Here is an 18,606-nt window from a genome sequence, read left to right as displayed (position 1 = left end):
CACCCGATCACCCTCACCCGATCACCGTCACCAGGTACACCGCCGCGACGCAGGCGACGAGGACGACGTCGACCAGCAGCACCCGGTGCTGCACCGGGGCCGATTCGGGATGGCCGGGGCATAGCCGCACGGCGAGTTCGACCCGCGCCGGGGAGGCCATCGTCAGCAGTGACGAGGACACATTGTGCGCGGCCATCGCCGGCAGCAGATCGGCGCCGACCGCGGTGACGGTGTGCGCCTGCGGGGCGGCGAACATGGCATTGGCACCGCTGTTGGATCCGGTGACGAAGCCCCCGAGGGCGGCGAGGAAGGGCAGCGCGGCGAGGTAGCCGTGACCGAGCCCCGCCAGCCATGGCGCCAGATGGGCCGACATCCCGGAGACGGCCATCAGCACCCCCAGGACGATGAACAGCACGGTCGCCGGCCCGGCATGGAGCCAGGTGCGCACGGTGTGGGCCCACACCGCGCGGGCCAGGCCCGGACGACCACGACGCAGGCCGGCCGCGGTGGCGATCGCCAGCCACAGGGCGGGGGAGGCGAGGTACCGCCAGGACGTGCCGGTCTGGCCGGCCGCCCGCACCACCGCGCTGAGGGACACCACACCGACCAGCAGGACGAGGTAGGGCACGAGGGAGTGGCCGACCTCACGGGGGAAGTCCAGCCGGTGGCCGCGCAGACGACTCACCAGCAGATGGACGGCCAGGGTCAGCAGGGCCCCCACCGCCCCCGCCGGGGCGGTCCCGACGGCGAGGTTCACCACCAGCACCCCGCACCACAGCACCGCTGCGGAGGCGACCGCCGCCAGGCACGCCCGCAGCTGGTCCTCCCGGGGCGCCACCATCAGCACCGCTGCGACGCCGACTCCGACGAAGACCGGCAGGCTGAGCAGGGCCGACGCCACCCCCAGGGCGTCGAAGCCGACGCCGCCCAGCTGCGCGGCGATGAGGGTTCCCGGTCCCATCGATCCCCACGGGACGGCGCACAGCCCGAGCAGACCGATCGTCGCCGCGCGGCGTCCGGTCAGTCCCAGGGCGGTGAGCAGCGGGATCGCCAGCATCGCGCCGATCCCGAACCCGGTCAGCGACTCCGCCAGGGGGGTCACCCCGTGCACGATCGCGAGGACCGGAGCGATACCGGTCCCCAGGGACCGCCGCAGCCAGGAGGACAGCCGTTCCTGGCCGCCGGTGAGGCGACCGGCCTCGGCGAAGGCGATCCCGCCCGCCACGATGAGGGCCACCTCGGCCACCAGTGCCCACCACGAGGCGGCCGCACGGGCTGCCACCGAGGGACTCAGGTCGAACCAGCCCGCGCCGATGACGGCCGCCAGCACCACCCCGAGCACCGCCGATCGCAGCGCCGGCTGCCGGGCGAGCAGGGCCGCTATGACCGCGATGAGGGGGAGACCCGAGAGGAGAACCGTCATGTTTGAGTATAAGCAAGAATGATTGCGAATATGCAAGACGCGGTGACAGGATGGTGTCATGCCAACCAGCCGGGTGCCAGGTCCTTCAGCACCGAGTCGCTCAGAGTCGACGAACTCGGTACCCAACACGCCCAAGCGGTCCGGCCGTGCACACACTGATCCAGTGCCGGCCACCCCGCAGGAGAGGTTCGGTGCGGCCGTGCGGGCCCGCCGGGCCGAACTGGGAATCACCCTCGAACAGCTCGCCCACGCCAGCGGCGTGTCGGCGGGATCCCTGTCGCGACTCGAGCGCGGATCGCTGAACCCGAGTCTGCAGAGCGCCATCGCGATCTCCGAGAGCCTCGGCAGCGATCTCAACGAGCTCACCCGGCCCGCCGCAGAGCTCACCGTCCTGCGGCGGGATGAGGGTCCCGAGTACGTCGACCCCGACACCGGGATCCGCAGGAAACTGCTGGCCCGGCCGGTCGCCGGCGTCGAACTCATCCACTACACGCTGCCCGGCAGATCCACCACCGCCGAGTTCGCGCCCCATCCGGCCAAGACCGTCGAGACCTTCCACGTCATCACCGGCACGGTGGTGATCCTCACCGACGGTGCCGAACTGGTCCGGCTGGACCACGGGGACACCGCGCAGACGCCGGGGGACCGCTATCACCGGATCTCCAACCCCCTGGATCAGGAGGCCACCCTCACGATCGTCACGACGATCCCGCACTGACCAGGGGGTCAGCTCCTCGCCAGACTCCCGGCGGGCACGGGAGCTTGCTGCCAGGCCTCCACCAGATCGCGGGCGGCCTCCTGCGGATCCTCGGCGGCGCAGATCGCCGAGACGACCGCCGCACCCGATGCCCCGGCCCGGCGCAGTCCGGCCAGATCGTCGCGCGAGATTCCCCCGATGGCGACTGTGGGGACCGGTGAGGCGGCGGTGAACCGGGCGAACCCGTCGATTCCCAGCACCGGCGGGTGGTCGAGCTTGGTGCTGGTGTCGTGGATCACACCGACTCCCAGGTAGTCGATCGTCCCGGCCGGCCAGGACTCCACCGCGGCCAGATGTGCCGCATGGTCGGCGGTCAGACCGATCACCGCATCGGGGCCGAGCTGCTCGCGGGCCACCCGGGGATCGGCGTCGCCCTGACCGAGGTGGACGCCGTCGACCCCGACTCCGCGCTCCCGGGCGGTGCGCACCACGTCGAGCCGGTCATTGACCACCACCATGGCCCGACCGGCCACCGTCTCGACCACCTCCTCCACCAGGGCTAAGAAGTCGGTGGCAGAACAGCTCTTGTCGCGGATCTGCACGGTGCGCACCCCGCCGGCTACCGCGGCGGCGACGGTCTGGGACACCCCCCTGTCGGCGCACATCCGGGGGTCGGTCACCAGGTAGACGCCCAGATCCATCACTTCTGCTCCTCGGAGTCCTGCCACACCCGCGCCCCGGCCTCGACCTCGGCCGCCGTCAGTGCGGCGAGGGAGTCGATCAGGGCGGTGGCGAACGATCCGGGCCCCGCGCAGCCGGCGGCGGCCCGCTCGGCGGCGATCCCGTAGACGGTGTGGGCGGCCACCACCGCGGCCAGCGGCTCGGCCTCTGCCCGGGCGGCCAGGAAGGCGGTGATGAACGCCCCGAGGGCGCACCCGCCACCGGTGACCCGGGTCAGCAGTTCGTGGCCGTTGCCGACGCGCAGCACCCGCGTCCCGTCGGTCACCAGGTCGACCGGGCCGGAGACCGCCACCACCGTGGAGAGCCGGGAGGCCAGCTCGCGGGCCGCCCCGGCGGCGTCGCTGATCGAGTCGGAGGACTCGACCCCGCGGCCCCCGGAACCGGCCCCGGCCAGCGCGAGGATCTCCGAGGCATTGCCGCGCACCGCAGCCGGGTGCTGCTCGGCGAGCTCGGCGGCCAGGGCGGTCCGCACCGGCAGTGCGCCGATCGCCACCGGGTCGAGCACCCACGGCGTCCCCGCCTCGCCGGCCCCGGCGACCGCCTCGCGGGCGGCCGCCCGCTGCTCGGCGGTCGGGGTGCCGGTGTTGACCAGCAGCCCGCCGGCCATCGTCGCGAACATCCCCGCCTCCTGGGGGATGTCCACCATCGCCGGGGCGGCGCCGGCGGCCAGGAGCACATTGGCGGTGAAATTCGTCACCACACTGTTGGTGATGCACTGCACCAGAGGTGTCGTCTCCCGTACCCGGGTCAGCAGCTCTGCGATCTCAACGCCGGTGGTCATGTCGGTCTCACTCCTTCTTCGGGCGGAAGGAGTGCCGGGCCGACGGCGCCTCAGCAGTGCTGCTGAACGGCTCACATCCGGCGGGAGACAATCCCTTCGCCAGTACGAACTGGATCAGGTTCGACGGGTGTCATCTCAGCCACTGGTGCGGCACCCCGTGTCGGATCGTCACTCTAGCGGATGGCCGTCACGGCCTTCGGGCGGCCCAGGCTGCGCGGATCAGCTCGGCCAGCACCTCCTCGTCGACGTCGTCCAGCCGGTTGACGTAGAGACAGCCGGCTCCCCGCCGGTGCGTGCCGAGCCGCTCCAGGAGGGCGGGTGCCTCGGGACTGTCCATCAGCCCGTAGAGCGCGAACTTGCCGCTGCGCGGGGCGAATCCGAGGATGAGGGCGTCTCCCTCCCGTCCGGTGTCGTAGCGGTAGTGGTACTGCCCGAAGCCGACCATCGTCGGCCCCCACATCCGCGCCGGTGCACCGGTCAGCTCGCTCATCATCGCCAGCAGCCTCCGGGACTCCTCCCGCTGGCGTGCGGTCTTCACGCCGGCGAGGAAGTCCTCGGGGTCGACGTCGGTCACCGTGGTCTTGTTCTCCGCCATCTCGACACTCCTTGTCGCCGCACCCGGATCCCCTCGGACCCGCTCCCCGGCCCGGGTGGGGTCATTGTGCCCGCCACCGGAGCAACTGGGCGTTGAGCGCGACCACCACGGTGGAGGCCGACATCAGCACCGCGCCTACCGACATCGGCAGGACGAACCCGACCCCGGCCAGCACCCCGGCGGCCAGCGGCACCGCGACGAGGTTGTACCCGGCGGCCCACCACAGGTTCTGCGTCATCTTGCGGTAGGTCGCCCGCGACAGGGCGATCACCGAGCTCACCGAGCGCGGGTCGGAGCTGGCGAGGATGACGCCGGCCGAGGCGATCGCGACATCGGTGCCGGCGCCGATCGCCACCCCGACATCGGCCCGGGCCAGGGCCGGGGCGTCGTTGACCCCGTCACCGACCATCGCCACCCGGTGCCCCTGCTCCTGGAGGTCGGCGACCAGGTCGGCCTTGTCGGCCGGGGAGGCGCCGGCGAAGACCCGGTCCACGCCGAGCCGGCCGGCCACCGACCGGGCGACCGGCTCGGCATCGCCGGTCATCATCATCACCTCGACGCCGTCGCGGTGCAGCGCCGCCACCGCCTCGGCGGACTCCGGGCGCACCTCGTCGGACAGCGCGAGCCCGCCGATCACCTCCCCGTCGGCCAGGACGTGCAGGATGATCGCACCGTCGCGACGCCACCGCTCGGCCTCGTCGACCTCGGCGGCGCCGACCTCCCGGAGCAGGCGCGGCCCTCCGACCCGCACCACCCGTCCCTCGACGGTGGCGCTCACCCCGACTGCCGGGGAGGAGCTGAAACCGCCGGCCGCCGGCACCCTCACACCCCGGTCGTGCGCGGCCTCCACCACGGCCCGGGCCAATGGATGCTCGGAGTCCGTCTCGGCGGCGGCCGCCAGGGCGAGCAGGGCCTCGGCCGACCAGCCCTGCACCGGTGCTACGGCGTCGAGGGTCGGCCTGCCGCGGGTGAGGGTTCCGGTCTTGTCCAGAACGACGACGTCGACGGTGCGCATCTGCTCCAGTGCGAGCCGGTCCCGGATGAGCACACCCGCGCGGGCGGCCCGTCCGGTGGAGATTGAGACCACCAGCGGGATCGCCAGGCCCAGGGCGTGCGGACAGGCGATCACCAGGACGGTGATGGCGCGGGTGACGGCCTGGTCGGGAAGGCCGATGAGACTCCACACGAGGGCGGTGAGGCCGGCGGTGGCCAGGGCGAACCAGAACAGCAGGGCCGCCGCCCGGTCGGCGATCCGCTGGGACCGGGAGGACGAGGTCTGGGCCTCGGCGACCATTCTCCTGATACCGGCCAGGGCGGTGTCCTCGCCGGTCGCGGTGACCCTCACCCTCAGCCCGGAGTCGGTGGCCACGGTTCCCGCCACGACCCTGTCTCCGACACTGCGCTCGACCGGACGGGACTCCCCGGTGACCATCGACTCGTCCATCGAGGCGCCGCCCTCGGCGATCGTGCCGTCGGCCGGCACCGCCCCGCCGGGGCGCACCAGCACCAGGTCGCCGACGGCCAGATCGGCGGGGGAGACCGTGACGATCCGCTCGCCGTCGACGCGCTGCGCCTCGTCGGGAAGCAGCGCGGCCAGAGACTCCAGGGCCGATGAGGTCTGCGCGATCGAGCGCATCTCGACCCAGTGGCCCAGCAGCATGATGACGATCAGCAGGGCGAGCTCCCACCAGAAGTCCAGGTGGTGGTCGAGGACCCCCACGGTGGCTCCCCACGAGGACACCAGGGCCACCGTGATCGCCAGGCCGATGAGCATCATCATTCCCGGCCGGCGGGAGCGCAGTTCGGTCAGGGCGCCGGCCAGGAAGGGGCGGCCTCCCCACGCGAACATCACGGTGCCCAGCACCGGGGCGACGGGGGCCGTCCAGCCCGGTGTGGAGTAGCCGATCAGGGAGGCGAACATCGGGGACAGCGCCACCACCGGCACCGCGAGGACCAGATTGGCCCAGAACAGGCGCCGGAATCCCGCCGCATGGTCCTGGTGGTGGGTGTGAGCCCCCTGATGGGACGCGTGGGTCTCGTGGTGCGCATGTGCGTGGTGATCGGTCATGGGTCCACTCCTCGGCTGACACCCCCGAGATTAATACCCCCAGGGGGTATTAACAAGGAGTTCTCGCCCCTGGCCGGGCGGTACCTGCGACGCGGGGGTTGCCGGTGAATTACGCTCGTCAATGGCACTGAACGCATTCGAGACACAACTGATCAGGAGGATCCGGTGACCTGGGTTGACCACGCGATCTGGTGGCACGTCTACCCCCTGGGGTTCTGCGGCGCTCCCATTCGGGACGGTGACCGCACCCTCACCCACCGCCTGGGCAGGCTGTCCCACTGGCTCGACTACGCCGTCGAGCTCGGCGCCTCGGGGCTGCTGCTGGGGCCGATATTCGCTTCCGAGTCGCACGGCTACGACACCCTCGACCCGATGGTGATCGATCCGCGGCTCGGCGATGAGGACGACTTCGACCGCCTGGTGGCGGGCTGCCGGGACCGCGGCCTGAGAATCCTGCTGGACGGCGTCTTCAGCCATGTCGGATCCCAGCACCCCGGGGTGATCCGGGCCCTGGCGGAGGGCCCCGACGGTCCCGACGCCGACCTCTTCGACATCGACTGGCAGGCCAAGGGGGGCCCGGCACCGCGGGTCTTCGAGGGCCACTCCTCCCTGGTGCGGCTCAACCACTCCAGCGATCGCGCCGTCGAGTACACGTCCGCGGTGATGGCGCACTGGCTGGAGCGGGGGATCGACGGCTGGCGGCTGGACGCGGCCTACTCGGTGCCCACCGCCTTCTGGTCGCGGGTGCTCCCCGGGATCCGGGAACGGTTCCCCCAGGCGTGGTTCCTGGGCGAGGTGATCCACGGCGACTACCCCGAGTTCGTCGACTCCTCGGGGGTCGACTCGGTGACCCAGTACGAGCTGTGGAAGGCGATCTGGTCCAGCCTCAAGGACCGCAACCTGTTCGAACTGGCCTGGTCCCTCAAGCGTCACAACGGATTCCTCGCCGACTTCACGCCCAACACCTTCATCGGCAACCACGACGTCACCAGGATCGCCAGCACGCTGGGGGCCGACGGCGCGGTCACCGCCCTGGCGATCCTCATGACGATCGGCGGCATCCCGTCGATCTACTACGGCGACGAGCAGGGGTTCACCGGGGTCAAGGAGGAGCGGATCGGCGGGGACGACGACATCCGACCCCCCGTTCCCGACCATCCCGAGCAGCTGGCCGGCTGGGGCCAGGACATCCTGCGGGCCCATCAGGACCTGATCGGTCTGCGCCGGCGTCACCCGTGGCTCACCACCGCGACCACCAGCACTCTGCATCTGGAGAACGCCCGATTCGACTACCGGTCCACCGCCGCCGACGGGGCCGACTTCCTCGACGTCCGGATCGACCTCACCGCGACGCCGCGCGCCACGGTGATCGACAGTGCCGGTCAGACCCTGTGGTCCCAGCAGGCCGCCGACAGCGCAGCGCACTGACCCGGTGTCCGGCGAGCGGTGTCCGGCGGCTTCCCCGGGTGGCCGCGAGGGAAACCGGGGGTGAATCAGGTGGGAGGGGATCAGCCGGGGTTCAGGCGGAGATGGTCAGTGCGGTCACCGGGTCGAAACCGGCACCGCGGACCAGCATCACGGTGGAGTCGACCTTCGGACAGGGGATGAAGACCCGCCCGCTCACCGTCTCGCCGGCCCGGATCGTCCCGTTGGCGATGTCGTCGGACCAGCCCTTGCTCTCGGGGGAGTGGACCTCGGTGGAGCCGTTCTCCATGAGGTAGAAGGAGTAGCTGGACAGCGTCCCGGCGGTGACCTGGAGGGTCATCGTGAGGGTGACCCCGGTCGAGGACCAGGACACGTTCTTGATCGTCCACCGGCCCTTGGCCGATCCGGTGCTGGTCACGAACGGGATCGAGGAGACGGCCGAGGTGGCCGTCGGGGCGATCGGCACCGGCGTCGCCCGGGTACTGGTGGGCACCGCTGAGGGGGAGACGCCGCCCGTCGCGGTCTGCGGGTCGCGGCTGACCCTCCAGGCCGCCACCGCCAGGGCCGCCACCACCAGCACGACGATCACAGCCATCACCCAGCCGCCCCGGCGCCGGGGCGGGGCGTACTGCTCGATCGTGCTGCGGGATGCGGTGCCGGGTCGGTCGTCCGGACCGGGCCACTGGGGTGCGCTCATAGGGCACCCACGATACGTCGCCGTCCACAGGTGCGGTCGGCTCCGGAAGAGGATCGCGGCGTTGTCCACAGATTCGCCGGGCAGCGGCAGATCGGGCCCGCGACCACGACACGTTCAGTGTGAGTACACAGCAGCAGTCCATGCCCCCCGTCCGTATCCGTTCCGTCGACCAGGCGATCAGCATCATTCCCCACCTGCTGGGGTACCGACCCTGCGAGGACCTGGTCATCCTCGTCATCAATCCCGGCCTGGTGTGCACCGTGCGGGCCGACCTCGAGGAGGTGCGCACCCCCGGCGGCCTGATGGCCCTGCTGGGCCCGGTGGCCACCCGGTTCCCCGACTCCCAGCTCCTGATGGTCGCCTGGTCGGAAGGGGGACGGCAGGCCTGCGACGCGCTCCAGCTGGCCGAGTCGATGTTCGGCCCCGAACGCGTCATCGACGCGGTGGCCACCGACGGCGCCCGGTGGTGGAGTCTGTACTGCGACTCCGAGCGCTGCGCCGAGGACGGCCACGCGGTGGTGGTCGACGAGGAGGTGAGGGCCGAGGCCGTCTACCGGGGACTGGGAGTCCTGCCGGACCGCACCACCCTGGCGGCCAGCGTCGCCGGCCCGACCCCCGAGCAGCTGGCCGCCGACGGCCCCCTGCTCATCGAGACCGGCCAGTGGGCCGCCGAGCTGAGCCACCGGGAGGCCGCCGACGAGATCACCCGGATCTGGACCGAGATCGCCGAGTCCGAGGATCCCCCCGACGTCCGCACCGCCCTCCAACTGGCGCACCTCACCTGCGACGACGAGATCGCCCTGGCCCAGTGGGTCTCCACCGAAGCCGATGTGGCACGGGCGATGGTGCGGGCGTGGACCCAGGTGATCGCCCACGTCCCCGAGTCGATGGCCGCCCGGCCCCTGGTGCTGTGTGGGCTGGCGGCCTGGCTCACCGGCGACGGCGCCCTGGAGAGCTGCTGCCTGGAGAGGGCGAGCGGCATCGACCCGGACCTGGTGATCTTCCGGGCCCTGGACCATCTCCAGCGCAGCGCCGTCCACCCCTCGGCGTGGCCCCTGATGGCACCGGATCCCGAGCTCATCGCCCACGGGATCCTCCTCGACGCGGTGGCCCCCGCCGGGCCGGTGCACAAGAGGCCGCGCCGCTCCTCCCGGGGCCGCCGAACCGCCCGTCGGCGTCGCCGATGAGCCCTGCGAGGGTCCCGGAACGGTCATGGCGCGGCCACCAGCGGTCGTATCGCTAGAATTGTCCGGGCATCAAACGAGAGGTGAGACGTGAGCAACGGAGTGAGCGAGACGCGTCGTGCAGGCTACGACGCGACTGCTGCCGAGGAGAAGTGGTCGAGGTACTGGGAACAGCACAAGACCTTCGCCACCCTTGACGACGGTTCCAGGGAGCGTCGCTACGTGCTCGACATGTTCGCCTACCCCTCGGGCGATCTGCACATGGGTCACGCCGAGGCCTTCGCGATCGGCGACGTGGTGGCCAGGTACTGGCGTCTGAAGGGCTACGACGTCATGCACCCGGTGGGCTGGGACTCCTTCGGGCTGCCCGCCGAGAACGCCGCCATCCACCACGGCACCCATCCCGCCGAGTGGACCTACCGCAACATCGACACCCAGGCCTCCTCCTTCCGGCGGTACGGGATCTCCTTCGACTGGGACAAGCGGCTGCAGACCTCCGACGAGGAGTACTACCGCTGGACCCAGTGGCTGTTCCTGAAGTTCATGGAGCGCGGCCTGGCCTACCGGAAGGACTCGTGGGCGAACTGGTGCCCCGAGGACCAGACGGTGCTGGCCAACGAGCAGGTCAAGGAGGGCCGCTGCGAGCGCTGCGGCGCGGTGGTCACCAAGCGCCAGCTCAACCAGTGGTACTTCCGCATCACCGACTACGCCCAGCGGCTGCTGGACGACATGAGCGAGATCGAGGGCCACTGGCCCGAGCGGGTGCTGGCCATGCAGCGCCACTGGATCGGCCGCTCCGAGGGCGCCTACGTCGACTTCATGATCGACGGCCACGACGAGCCGGTGCGGGTCTTCACGACCCGTCCCGACACCCTCTACGGGGCCACCTTCATGGTCGTCGCCCCGGACGCCGACCTGGCCGACCAGGTCGTCTCCGATGAGCAGCGGCCGGCCTTCCAGGAGTACCTGGAGACCGTCAAGAAGAAGACCGAGATCGAGCGCCAGTCCACCGAGCACATCAAGACCGGCGTCTACCTGGGGGCCGAGGCCACCAACCCGGTCAACGGCGCGAAGATCCCGGTGTGGGCCGCCGACTACGTGCTGGCCGACTACGGCACCGGCGCGATCATGGCCGTGCCCGCCCACGACCAGCGCGACCTGGACTTCGCCCGCAAGTACGGCATCGAGGTCATCCCGGTCATCGACACCGGCGAGCCCGACCCGCGCGAGAGCGGGATCGCCACCATCGGCGACGGCGCCTACCAGAACTCCGGCGACCTGGACGGCCTCACCAACAAGGCCGAGGGAGTCTCCCGGATGTGCCGGTTCCTCGACGACCGCAAGATCGGCGAGGCCACCATCACCTACCGGCTGCGCGACTGGCTGCTGAGCCGCCAGCGGTTCTGGGGCTGCCCGATCCCGGTCATCCACTGCCCGTCCTGCGGCGACGTCCCGGTGCCCGAGGACCAGCTGCCGGTCCGGCTGCCCGATCTGCGCGGCGCCGATCTGGCCCCCAAGGGAGTCTCCCCGCTGGCCGGCGAGGAGGCCCGGTCCTGGCGCGAGGTGGCCTGCCCGACGTGTGGCGGACCGGCCGAGCGCGACACCGACACGATGGACACCTTCGTCGACTCCTCCTGGTACTACCTGCGCTACTGCTCCCCGCACGACGACCGCGAGGCCTTCGACCCCGAGGAGGTGCGCCGCTGGATGCCGGTGGCCCAGTACGTCGGCGGTGTCGAGCACGCCACCATGCACCTGCTCTACTCGCGGTTCTTCACCAAGGTGCTCCACGACATGGGTCTGGTCGACTTCGACGAGCCCTTCTCGCGGCTGATGAACCAGGGCCAGGTGATCAACCAGGGCCGGGCGATGTCGAAGTCGCTGGGCAACGGCGTCGATCTGGGCAAGCAGCTCGACCAGTTCGGGGTGGACGCCGTGCGGACCACGGTGATCTTCGCCGGACCCCCGGAGGAGGACATCGACTGGGCCGACGTCTCCCCGGGAGCCTCCCTGAAGTTCCTCCAGAGGGCCTACCGGGTGGCCGCCGATGTGACCGCCCCGGCCGACGCCGACCCGGCCACCGGGGACCTGTCCCTGCGCCGGGCCACCCACCACGCGATCGCCGAGATCACCGATCTGCTCGACGGCGGACGGTTCAACGTCGTGGTGGCCCGCATCATGGAGCTGGTCAATGCGACCCGCAAGGCCATCGACTCCGGCTGCGGTGCCGCCGACCCGGCGGTCCGCGAGGCGGTGACCTTCACCGCCCAGGCCCTGTCGATGCTGGCCCCCTACGTCTCCGAGGAGATGTGGGAGCTGCTCGGCAACGAGGCCTCGGTGGCCAACTCCAGCTGGCCGACCGCCGATCCGTCGCTGCTGGTGGCCGACGAGGTGACCCTGGTGGTCCAGGTCAACGGGAAGGTGCGCGGCAAGATCCAGGTCGCCCCCGACATCTCCGAGACCGACGCCGTCGCGGCGGCCACCGCCGACCAGAACGTCCAGCGTCACATCGGTGACAAGCAGGTCGTCAAGGTCATCGCCCGGCTGCCGAAGATGATCTCCATCGTCGTGAGGTAGCCCTCCCGCCTGTGGACAGCTGCTCGCCCCCGGCGACGAGTTGTCCACAGGTTGGAGATCGGGTGTCCGATTCGTCCCCTCCACCGCGATAAGTGGAGGTGTGAAGAGCGACGACTCATTCCGCGACCGGCTCGAGGACCTGCTGGCCGGGCTCCCCGGCCCGGTCCCCGGGCCCCGTCGCGCCCACGACAGCGAACCCGACCCCGCCCCCGATGCCGGCTCTGATGCCCGCAAGGACACCGCCTCCGGCTCCGATGGCGTGTCCGGCTCCGATGGCGACCGGCGCTCCACTGCAGGTTCACGGGCCGGACCGGACGGCTCCAGCAGGTCGGCCGGTGCCGGGTCCGGGTGGTCCCCGGCCGCGCGGACCCTCACCGCACCCCATCTGTCGGCCCTCGGGATCGTGCTGGTCCTGGTGCTGGCTGTGGTGGCCGTGTGGCTGATGCGGGCCCGGCCCTCCACGGTGCCGCTGTCGGCGGTCTCGATGAGCCCGGTGGTCTCGGCGGCACCCTCCACCCCGGTCGTCACCACGCCCTCGGTGGACACGAGGATCCGGGTGCACGTGCTCGGCCGGGTCAACCGGCCCGGGGTCCACCAGCTGCCCGGCGGGGCGCGGGTGGTCGACGCCGTGAGCGCTGCCGGCGGGATGGCTCCCGGGGCCCACCCGGGCAGGCTCAACCTCGCCGCCCCGGTCTGCGACGGCTGCCAGGTGGTCATCCCGGCCGCCGGTGACGGCCGGGTGATCCCTCCCGACCAGTCGACGGGAGCCGCGGGAGGCTCTCCGGCCGCTGGTGATCCGGGAACCGGGGGCCAGGGAACCGGAGGTCAGGGCACCGGGGGAGTCCCCGGCGCAGCCCAGGGCACCGGGTCGGGCACCACCGGCGGCGACACCCGCATCGACCTCAACACCGCCACCTCCGAACAGCTCCAGACCCTGGACGGGGTGGGCCCTGCGACCGCGGCCAAGATCATCGCCCACCGCCAGAGTCACGGCAGGTTCACCGACATCGCCGAACTCCAGGAGATCGACGGGATCGGCCCCAAGACCTTCGCCCGGCTCAAGAACCATGTCCGGGTCTAGAAGCGGCCCCGGCACTAAGCCCGGGTCCAGAACCGCGCACGGGGCCAGGCCGGACCTGCGCACCCTGCCGCTGGCGGTGGCCGCCGTGGCGACCTCCTGGTGCGTCACCACCGGCCAGCGTCCCCCGGTGGTCGCGATCGGCCTGACCGCCCTGGTGGTGCTGGTGCTCGCCACGATCGGCAGGCGGTGGTCCTTGGCCGCCTGCGCGGCCGTCACCGCCGTGCTGGCCACCCTCGGGCTGATGAGGGTCGGGGCCCTCCACGACTCCCCGGTGCACCGGCTGGCCGCCGGGGGAGCGGCGGTCACCGCGGTGGTCAGGATCAGCTCGGACCCGAGAACCCTCCAGGCCCGCGGGGTGATGCCCGAGGCCGTGCTGGTCCAGGTGCGCACCGTGACCCTGGTCGCCCGCGGCCAGCAGATCACCGCCGCCTCGCCGCTGATCGTGCGGGCCGGTCCGGCCCTGCGCTCCCAGGTGTCGGGGCTGAGGGTGGGCAGCACCGTCGAGGTGCGCGGCATCCTCACCGCGGCGGCCCCCGAGGACCCGCACGCCGGATGGCTGCGGCTCACCGCGCCACCGAGGGTCATGTCCGGTCCCGGAGCCCTGGACGCCGGGGTCAACAGGATCCGCGACGCGCTGGTCACCTCGGTCGCCCACAGTCCGCCCGACCAGCGCGCCCTGGTCCCCTCCCTGGTGGTCGGCGACACCACCATGGTCCCCGAGACGATCGCCGAGGAGTTCCGGGCCACCTCCCTGACCCACCTGATGGCGGTCTCGGGGGCCAATCTGGCCGCCACCACCGCCCTGCTGTGGTGGGTCGGGTCCTGGCTGGGGATGAGGCGCCGACTGCTGCGGGTGCTCAGCGTGTGCGGGGTGGTGGGATTCGTCATCATCTGCCGCTCCGAACCCTCGGTGGTCCGGGCCGCGGCGATGGGGGTGGTCACCCTGGCGGCGGTCGGACTGGCCTTCGACCGGGCCGCGGGACTGCGCGCCCTGTGCGTGGCCGTGGTGGGGCTGATGATCGCCGACCCCTGGCTGTCACGCTCGGTGGGACTGTGGCTGTCGGTCAGCGCCACCGCCGGCATCCTGTGGTGGACCGCCGGCTGGGCCGCGGCGATGGCCTCCTGGGCGCCTCTCAACCTGGCCCGGGCGGTCGCGGTGCCCTGGGCCGCGCAGCTGGCCACCCAGCCGATCATCACCTGGTTGTCGGGGCAGGTGAGCACCACCGGCCTGCTCGCCAACCTCGCCGCGGCGCCCTTCGTCGCCCCGGCCACCACCCTGGGCATGTCGGCGGCCCTGCTCGGGGCGGTCTGGGCGCCGCTGGGGGTCCCCGCCGGATGGCTCGCCGGCTGGTGCGTGGCCCCCATCCTGTGGATCGCCAGGACCGGCGCCGCGGCCCCGGCCGGAGCCCTCCAGTGGCCGGCCAGGCCGGTTCTCCTGGTGGTTCTGGGCGGGCTGTGCCTGGGCATCGGGATGATCACCCCGTGGCTGCTCGCCCGACGGCTGCGGGCCCTGGTCACCGCGATCCTGGTGGTGCTGGCCACCGTGGTGCGACCCCCGGTCCCCGGCTGGCCCGGCGACTGGCAGCTGGGGGTCTGCGACGTCGGCCAGGGCACCGCGGTGCTGGTCCGCGCCGGCCCGGCGGCCGCCGTCCTGGTCGACACCGGCCCCGAACCCGAACCGATGGTCCGATGCCTCGACGAGCTCGGCGTCCGGCAGGTCCCGGTGCTGGTGCTCACCCACTTCCACTCCGACCACGTCGGGGGCACCGAGGCGGTGCTGGCCCGCTCCGGGGTGCAGACCGTGCTGGTCTCCCCGCTGGCCTCCCCCAGGGCCGAGGCGCAACGGGTCCTCAGGAGCGCGGCCGGGGCCGGGGTCCGGCTGCGGGCGGCGGTGCCCGGAGACACCGTCCAGGTCGGCCAGGTGCACCTGGAGGTGCTCTGGTCGGGGCCGGTCGACGGTGAGGAGGACGCTGGGTCGGGGGAGTCATCGGCCGAGAACAACTCCTCGGTGGTGGTGCGCGCCCGCACCCCCGAGCTCACCGCGATGCTCACCGGGGACATCGAGCCGCTGGCCCAGCAGGCCGCCCGGCGCTGGGCCGAGGGCTCGGGGCGAAGCCTGCAGGCACAGGTCCTGGTGATGCCCCACCACGGATCGGGCCGCCAGGACGAGGCCTTCTGGAGAGCCACCGGGGCCCGCCTGGCGATCGCCTCGTCGGGGCTCGACAACAGTTACGGGCACCCGGCGGCCGGCGCCCTCAGGCTGGCCGGCCGGCTCGGCATGGAGGTGCGCCGCACCGACCAGCAGGGCACGGTGACCGTCGAGTCCCACCAGCACCAGGTGGTGACCAGGACGCGGCGATGAGGCGATCGATGAGCTAGGTTTGTCCGCTGGTGTCACACCTCATGACGAGAACCTCGGGAAGGGGACAGGTGGTTTCACGGTTTGCGGCCAAGGGCCCCAGAATGCCGGTCCGACTGCGCGCCTGGCAGCGCGAGGCCCTTGACAGGTACATCGCCGCCGATCCCACCGACTGGCTGGAGTGCGCCACACCGGGAGCCGGCAAGACGACCTTCACCCTGGCCGTGGCCGCCCACCTGTGGCAGACCCACGTCATCGATCGGGTCATCGTGGTGTGCCCCACCGACCACCTGCGCACCCAGTGGATCGGGGCCGCCGGTGCCCTCGGACTGGACCTGCGCGACACCCCCAACTCCGAGCGGCTGCCCTCCGACGCCCACGGCTGCGTGGTGACCTACGCCCAGGTGGCCCAGAAGCCCGCCCTGCACGCCGCGCGCGCCGAGACACATCGCACCCTGGTGATCTTCGACGAGATCCACCACGCCGGCGACCAGATGAGCTGGGGGGCCGGCGTCATCGACGCCTTCTCCCACGCCCGTCGACGCCTCGGGGTCACCGGGACGCCGTTCCGCTCCGACGACGCGAAGATCGCCCACGTCCACTACGAGGACGTCGGGGAGGGGGTCCTGGAGTCGGTCGCCGACCACACCTACGGCTACGCCGAGGCGCTGCACGACGGCGTCGTGCGCCCGGTGACCTTCGCCACCTACTCGGGACGATCCACCTGGAACGACTCGGTCGGCGAGGAGCACACCGCGATTCTCGGCGACTCCGAACTCACCCGCAGCTCCGAGGAGATGGCCTGGCGCACCGCACTGGACCCCGACGGGGAGTGGATCGCCCATGTGATGGCTGCCGCCTGGGCCCGGGTCAACCGACTGCGCGACTCCGGCCAGATCCCGCACGCCAAGGTCCTCATCCCGGCCTCCAACCAGGAGGTCGCCAAGGAGTACGCCGAGGTGTGGAACCAGGTCACCGGGAACCGGGCCAGCGTCATCGTCTCCGATGACGCCGCCTCGGCCCGCAAACTCGCCGACTACCGCGACGACCCCGACACCATCTGCGCGGTCTGCGTCCGCCTCATCACCGAGGGGGTCGACGTCCCCGACGCCGCCGTCCTCATCTACTCCACCACCGCCTCCACCCCGCTCTTCTTCGCCCAGATGGTCGGCCGGGTGGTGCGCGCCCGCAACCGGCGGGAGCGGGCCACCGTCTTCCTCCCCGCGGTGAGCAGACTGCTCGACCTGGCCGCCGAGATGGAGGAGCAGCGCGACCACGTGATCGCCCCGCCGACCGAGGGGGACCCGCTGGAGGAGGCCGAGCGCGAGCGCAACGAGCCCGGTGAGGGAGGCCCCGGATGGCAGGCGGTCGCCTCCGACGCCATCCTCGGGGAGGTCATCGAGACCGCCACCGAACCCTCCGACGGCGGACTTTTCGCCCTCGACGGGCTGCTGACCCCCGCCCAGGAGAGGGCCCTGCTGGCCCGAGACGAGCAGGCGCGCGCCGAGAAGGCCAAGAAGGTGGCCTCGGTCAGACGCGCCCGACGGGCCAGCCAGGAGGCCCTCAGCAGGCAGGAGAGGCGCGAGGACCTGATCGCCCTGCAGCATGCCGGAGGATCCGTCTACGACGAGATCACCGACCCCCACGAGATGCGCCGGGAGATCTCCACCGCCCTGAAGGACTTCGCCCGCGACCACCGGCTCACCCCGCAGGCCGCCTGGGGCCAGCTCTACCGGGAGATCCCCGGGGAGAAGAATGACGCCGCGCCAATGCACCTGCTGCAGAGGCGGCTCATCTGGCTGCACCGGCACTGAGTGCAGAACTGTCGGTGACAGCTGGCATGCTGGGCTCCGTGACCGGACGAGGCGGCAGGAGAGCGAGCCAGAACAGCTCCGTCTTCGGACGGACCCTGCTGGTGCACGGCCCCGAGGCGCTGCTCAGCGAGCGGGCGGTGAACCAACGGGTGGCGGCCGCCCGCACCGAGCGACCCGAGGTCGAGGTGGTCCGGCTCACCGGCACCGGGATGACCGGCGCCGACTTCCTGGAGGCCAGCGGGGGATCCCTGTTCAGCACGGCCACCGCCCTGGTGGTCGACCAGATCTGCGACATCGACAAGGACCTGTTCGAGATGGTCGCCGCAGCCGCCGCCGACCCCGGCCCCGACCTGTGCCTGATCCTGGTCCACCCCGGCGGTGTCAAGGGCAAGGGCCTGGTCGACCGGCTGCGCAAGGCGGGGGTCGAGAGGATCGACGCCGCCGCCCCCAGGCCGTGGGATGTGCCGAAGTTCATCGCGGCCGAGGCCCACTCCACCGGACTGGTCCTGGAGGCCGGCGCCGCCGATGCCCTCCAGATGGCTCTGGGCGACGATCTGCGCACCCTGGCGACGGCACTGGCCCAGGTGGCCTCCGACGCCGACACCACCCGGATCAGCCCGGCGATCGTCACCACCTACTTCGGCGGGCGCGCCGAGGTCAAGGGGTATGTGGTCAGCGACGCCGTGCTGGCCGGTGACCTGTCACGGGCCCTGGAGCAGCTGCGCTGGGCGCTGTCGACCGGCACCGCCCCGGTGCAGGTAACCTCGGCGCTGGCCCTGGGGCTGCGCCGACTGGGGCTCTACCTGGACCTGCGGACCTCGAGGATGAGCGATCTGGACATGTCCAGGGCGATCGGGGTGCCGCTGGGGCGGATCAAGGACCTGTCGCGCACCTCGCGCGGATGGGACAGCCTCGGTCTGGCCAGGGCGATCACCGCGGTGGGCCGGGCCGACGCGGCCGTCAAGGGCGCCGCCGTCGACGCCGGGTACGCCCTGGAGGCCGTTTTGCTGCAGATCAACGGCCTGCGACGTCGGGGGTCGCGGCGCTCCTGATCCGGTCCCGGCCGTGTTCCGAAACGGTCTGATGGGTCCTGTGAACAGCCGCATCCGCGCCCCGAACGGCAGCGCGCCGAGGTTGCGGACAGCGTCACGATCCCGACATCAG

General features: G+C 71.8%; 14 protein-coding genes and 1 riboswitch. Of the genes, 8 read left to right on the top strand and 6 right to left on the bottom strand.

Features of this window, described 5'->3' with window-relative positions; translation table 11 throughout:
• Positions 1 to 13 precede the first annotated feature (13 nt).
• On the bottom strand, positions 14 to 1,423 hold the full coding sequence (locus tag FEZ32_RS13040) for an L-lactate permease (RefSeq protein ID WP_175415794.1): 1,410 nt from the start codon (positions 1,421 to 1,423) through the stop codon (positions 14 to 16).
• A gap of 163 nt (positions 1,424 to 1,586) precedes the next feature.
• Between FEZ32_RS13040 and FEZ32_RS13035 the strand changes: the two genes are divergently transcribed.
• The gene (locus FEZ32_RS13035; RefSeq protein WP_028703436.1) at positions 1,587 to 2,141 is read left to right on the top strand and encodes a helix-turn-helix domain-containing protein; all 555 of its coding nucleotides are present in this window, start codon (positions 1,587 to 1,589) and stop codon (positions 2,139 to 2,141) included.
• 8 nt (positions 2,142 to 2,149) lie between these two features.
• Here FEZ32_RS13035 and thiE read toward each other — a convergent pair whose 3' ends face one another.
• From thiE to FEZ32_RS13015, 4 genes are all read right to left on the bottom strand, one after another.
• Positions 2,150 to 2,821 carry a thiamine phosphate synthase gene (gene thiE / locus FEZ32_RS13030; RefSeq protein WP_036981923.1) on the bottom strand — a complete coding sequence of 224 codons (672 nt, stop codon included), beginning with the start codon at positions 2,819 to 2,821 and terminating at the stop codon, positions 2,150 to 2,152.
• Entirely contained in the window at positions 2,821 to 3,642 is an 822-nt protein-coding gene (gene thiM / locus FEZ32_RS13025; protein ID WP_036981921.1) for a hydroxyethylthiazole kinase, read from the bottom strand. Before thiM ends, thiE begins: the two co-directional genes overlap by 1 nt.
• Before the next feature lie 73 nt (positions 3,643 to 3,715).
• Positions 3,716 to 3,810, bottom strand: a riboswitch (TPP riboswitch).
• Between the two features lie 19 nt (positions 3,811 to 3,829).
• A complete protein-coding gene (locus tag FEZ32_RS13020) occupies positions 3,830 to 4,237 on the bottom strand; it encodes a DUF1801 domain-containing protein (RefSeq protein WP_028703435.1) in 408 nt (135 codons plus the stop codon).
• 61 nt (positions 4,238 to 4,298) lie between these two features.
• The gene (locus FEZ32_RS13015) at positions 4,299 to 6,305 is read right to left on the bottom strand and encodes a heavy metal translocating P-type ATPase (protein WP_138680759.1); all 2,007 of its coding nucleotides are present in this window, start codon (positions 6,303 to 6,305) and stop codon (positions 4,299 to 4,301) included.
• Between the two features lie 165 nt (positions 6,306 to 6,470).
• Between FEZ32_RS13015 and FEZ32_RS13010 the strand changes: the two genes are divergently transcribed.
• Positions 6,471 to 7,733, top strand: a complete 1,263-nt coding sequence (locus FEZ32_RS13010) for an alpha-amylase family protein (RefSeq protein ID WP_028703434.1) — start codon at positions 6,471 to 6,473, stop codon at positions 7,731 to 7,733.
• Positions 7,734 to 7,824: 91 nt separating this feature from the next.
• Here the strand turns inward: FEZ32_RS13010 and FEZ32_RS13005 are convergent, their stop codons facing one another.
• Positions 7,825 to 8,427 (bottom strand): hypothetical protein, encoded by a 603-nt coding sequence (locus tag FEZ32_RS13005; RefSeq protein WP_051238465.1) that lies wholly within the window; start codon positions 8,425 to 8,427, stop codon positions 7,825 to 7,827.
• A 140-nt stretch (positions 8,428 to 8,567) separates the two neighbouring features.
• Between FEZ32_RS13005 and FEZ32_RS13000 the strand changes: the two genes are divergently transcribed.
• The 6 genes from FEZ32_RS13000 to holA all read left to right on the top strand — a co-directional run bounded on the left by FEZ32_RS13000 (position 8,568) and on the right by holA (position 18,494).
• Positions 8,568 to 9,614 carry a DUF4192 domain-containing protein gene (locus FEZ32_RS13000; protein ID WP_028703432.1) on the top strand — a complete coding sequence of 349 codons (1,047 nt, stop codon included), beginning with the start codon at positions 8,568 to 8,570 and terminating at the stop codon, positions 9,612 to 9,614.
• Between the two features lie 87 nt (positions 9,615 to 9,701).
• Positions 9,702 to 12,188 (top strand): leucine--tRNA ligase, encoded by a 2,487-nt coding sequence (gene leuS / locus FEZ32_RS12995; protein ID WP_028703431.1) that lies wholly within the window; start codon positions 9,702 to 9,704, stop codon positions 12,186 to 12,188.
• 100 nt (positions 12,189 to 12,288) lie between these two features.
• Positions 12,289 to 13,269: a ComEA family DNA-binding protein gene (locus FEZ32_RS12990; RefSeq protein ID WP_036981918.1), complete on the top strand. Its 981-nt coding sequence runs from the start codon at positions 12,289 to 12,291 to the stop codon at positions 13,267 to 13,269.
• Entirely contained in the window at positions 13,256 to 15,631 is a 2,376-nt protein-coding gene (locus FEZ32_RS12985) for a ComEC/Rec2 family competence protein (protein ID WP_138680758.1), read from the top strand. The genes FEZ32_RS12990 and FEZ32_RS12985 overlap by 14 nt, the downstream gene beginning before the upstream one ends.
• Positions 15,632 to 15,699: 68 nt before the next feature.
• Positions 15,700 to 17,442, top strand: a complete 1,743-nt coding sequence (locus FEZ32_RS12980; protein ID WP_474390819.1) for a DEAD/DEAH box helicase family protein — start codon at positions 15,700 to 15,702, stop codon at positions 17,440 to 17,442.
• A gap of 26 nt (positions 17,443 to 17,468) precedes the next feature.
• Complete coding sequence (gene holA, locus FEZ32_RS12975; protein ID WP_138680953.1) at positions 17,469 to 18,494, top strand: DNA polymerase III subunit delta; 1,026 nt, start codon at positions 17,469 to 17,471, stop codon at positions 18,492 to 18,494.
• Positions 18,495 to 18,606 lie beyond the last annotated feature (112 nt).

Origin of the sequence: Acidipropionibacterium jensenii (assembly GCF_005890135.1) — a bacterium.
Taxonomy (GTDB): Bacteria; Actinomycetota; Actinomycetes; order Propionibacteriales; family Propionibacteriaceae; genus Acidipropionibacterium; species Acidipropionibacterium jensenii.
The sequence above is the reverse complement of the archived record's forward strand: the minus strand, read 5'-3'. Positions and strand labels throughout refer to the sequence as shown.

Bases quoted from the DNA above. Each gene is read 5' to 3' on its own strand.
- thiE (WP_036981923.1), bottom strand. From the start codon at position 2,821: ATGGATCTGGGCGTCTACCTGGTGACCGACCCCCGGATGTGCGCCGAC.
- FEZ32_RS12985 (WP_138680758.1), top strand. From the start codon at position 13,256: ATGTCCGGGTCTAGAAGCGGCCCCGGCACTAAGCCCGGGTCCAGAACC.
- FEZ32_RS13000 (WP_028703432.1), top strand. From the start codon at position 8,568: ATGCCCCCCGTCCGTATCCGTTCCGTCGACCAGGCGATCAGCATCATT.
- holA (WP_138680953.1), top strand. From the start codon at position 17,469: ATGCTGGGCTCCGTGACCGGACGAGGCGGCAGGAGAGCGAGCCAGAAC.
- FEZ32_RS13020 (WP_028703435.1), bottom strand. From the start codon at position 4,237: ATGGCGGAGAACAAGACCACGGTGACCGACGTCGACCCCGAGGACTTC.
- FEZ32_RS13005 (WP_051238465.1), bottom strand. From the start codon at position 8,427: ATGAGCGCACCCCAGTGGCCCGGTCCGGACGACCGACCCGGCACCGCA.
- thiM (WP_036981921.1), bottom strand. From the start codon at position 3,642: ATGACCACCGGCGTTGAGATCGCAGAGCTGCTGACCCGGGTACGGGAG.
- FEZ32_RS13015 (WP_138680759.1), bottom strand. From the start codon at position 6,305: ATGACCGATCACCACGCACATGCGCACCACGAGACCCACGCGTCCCAT.
- FEZ32_RS13040 (WP_175415794.1), bottom strand. From the start codon at position 1,423: ATGACGGTTCTCCTCTCGGGTCTCCCCCTCATCGCGGTCATAGCGGCC.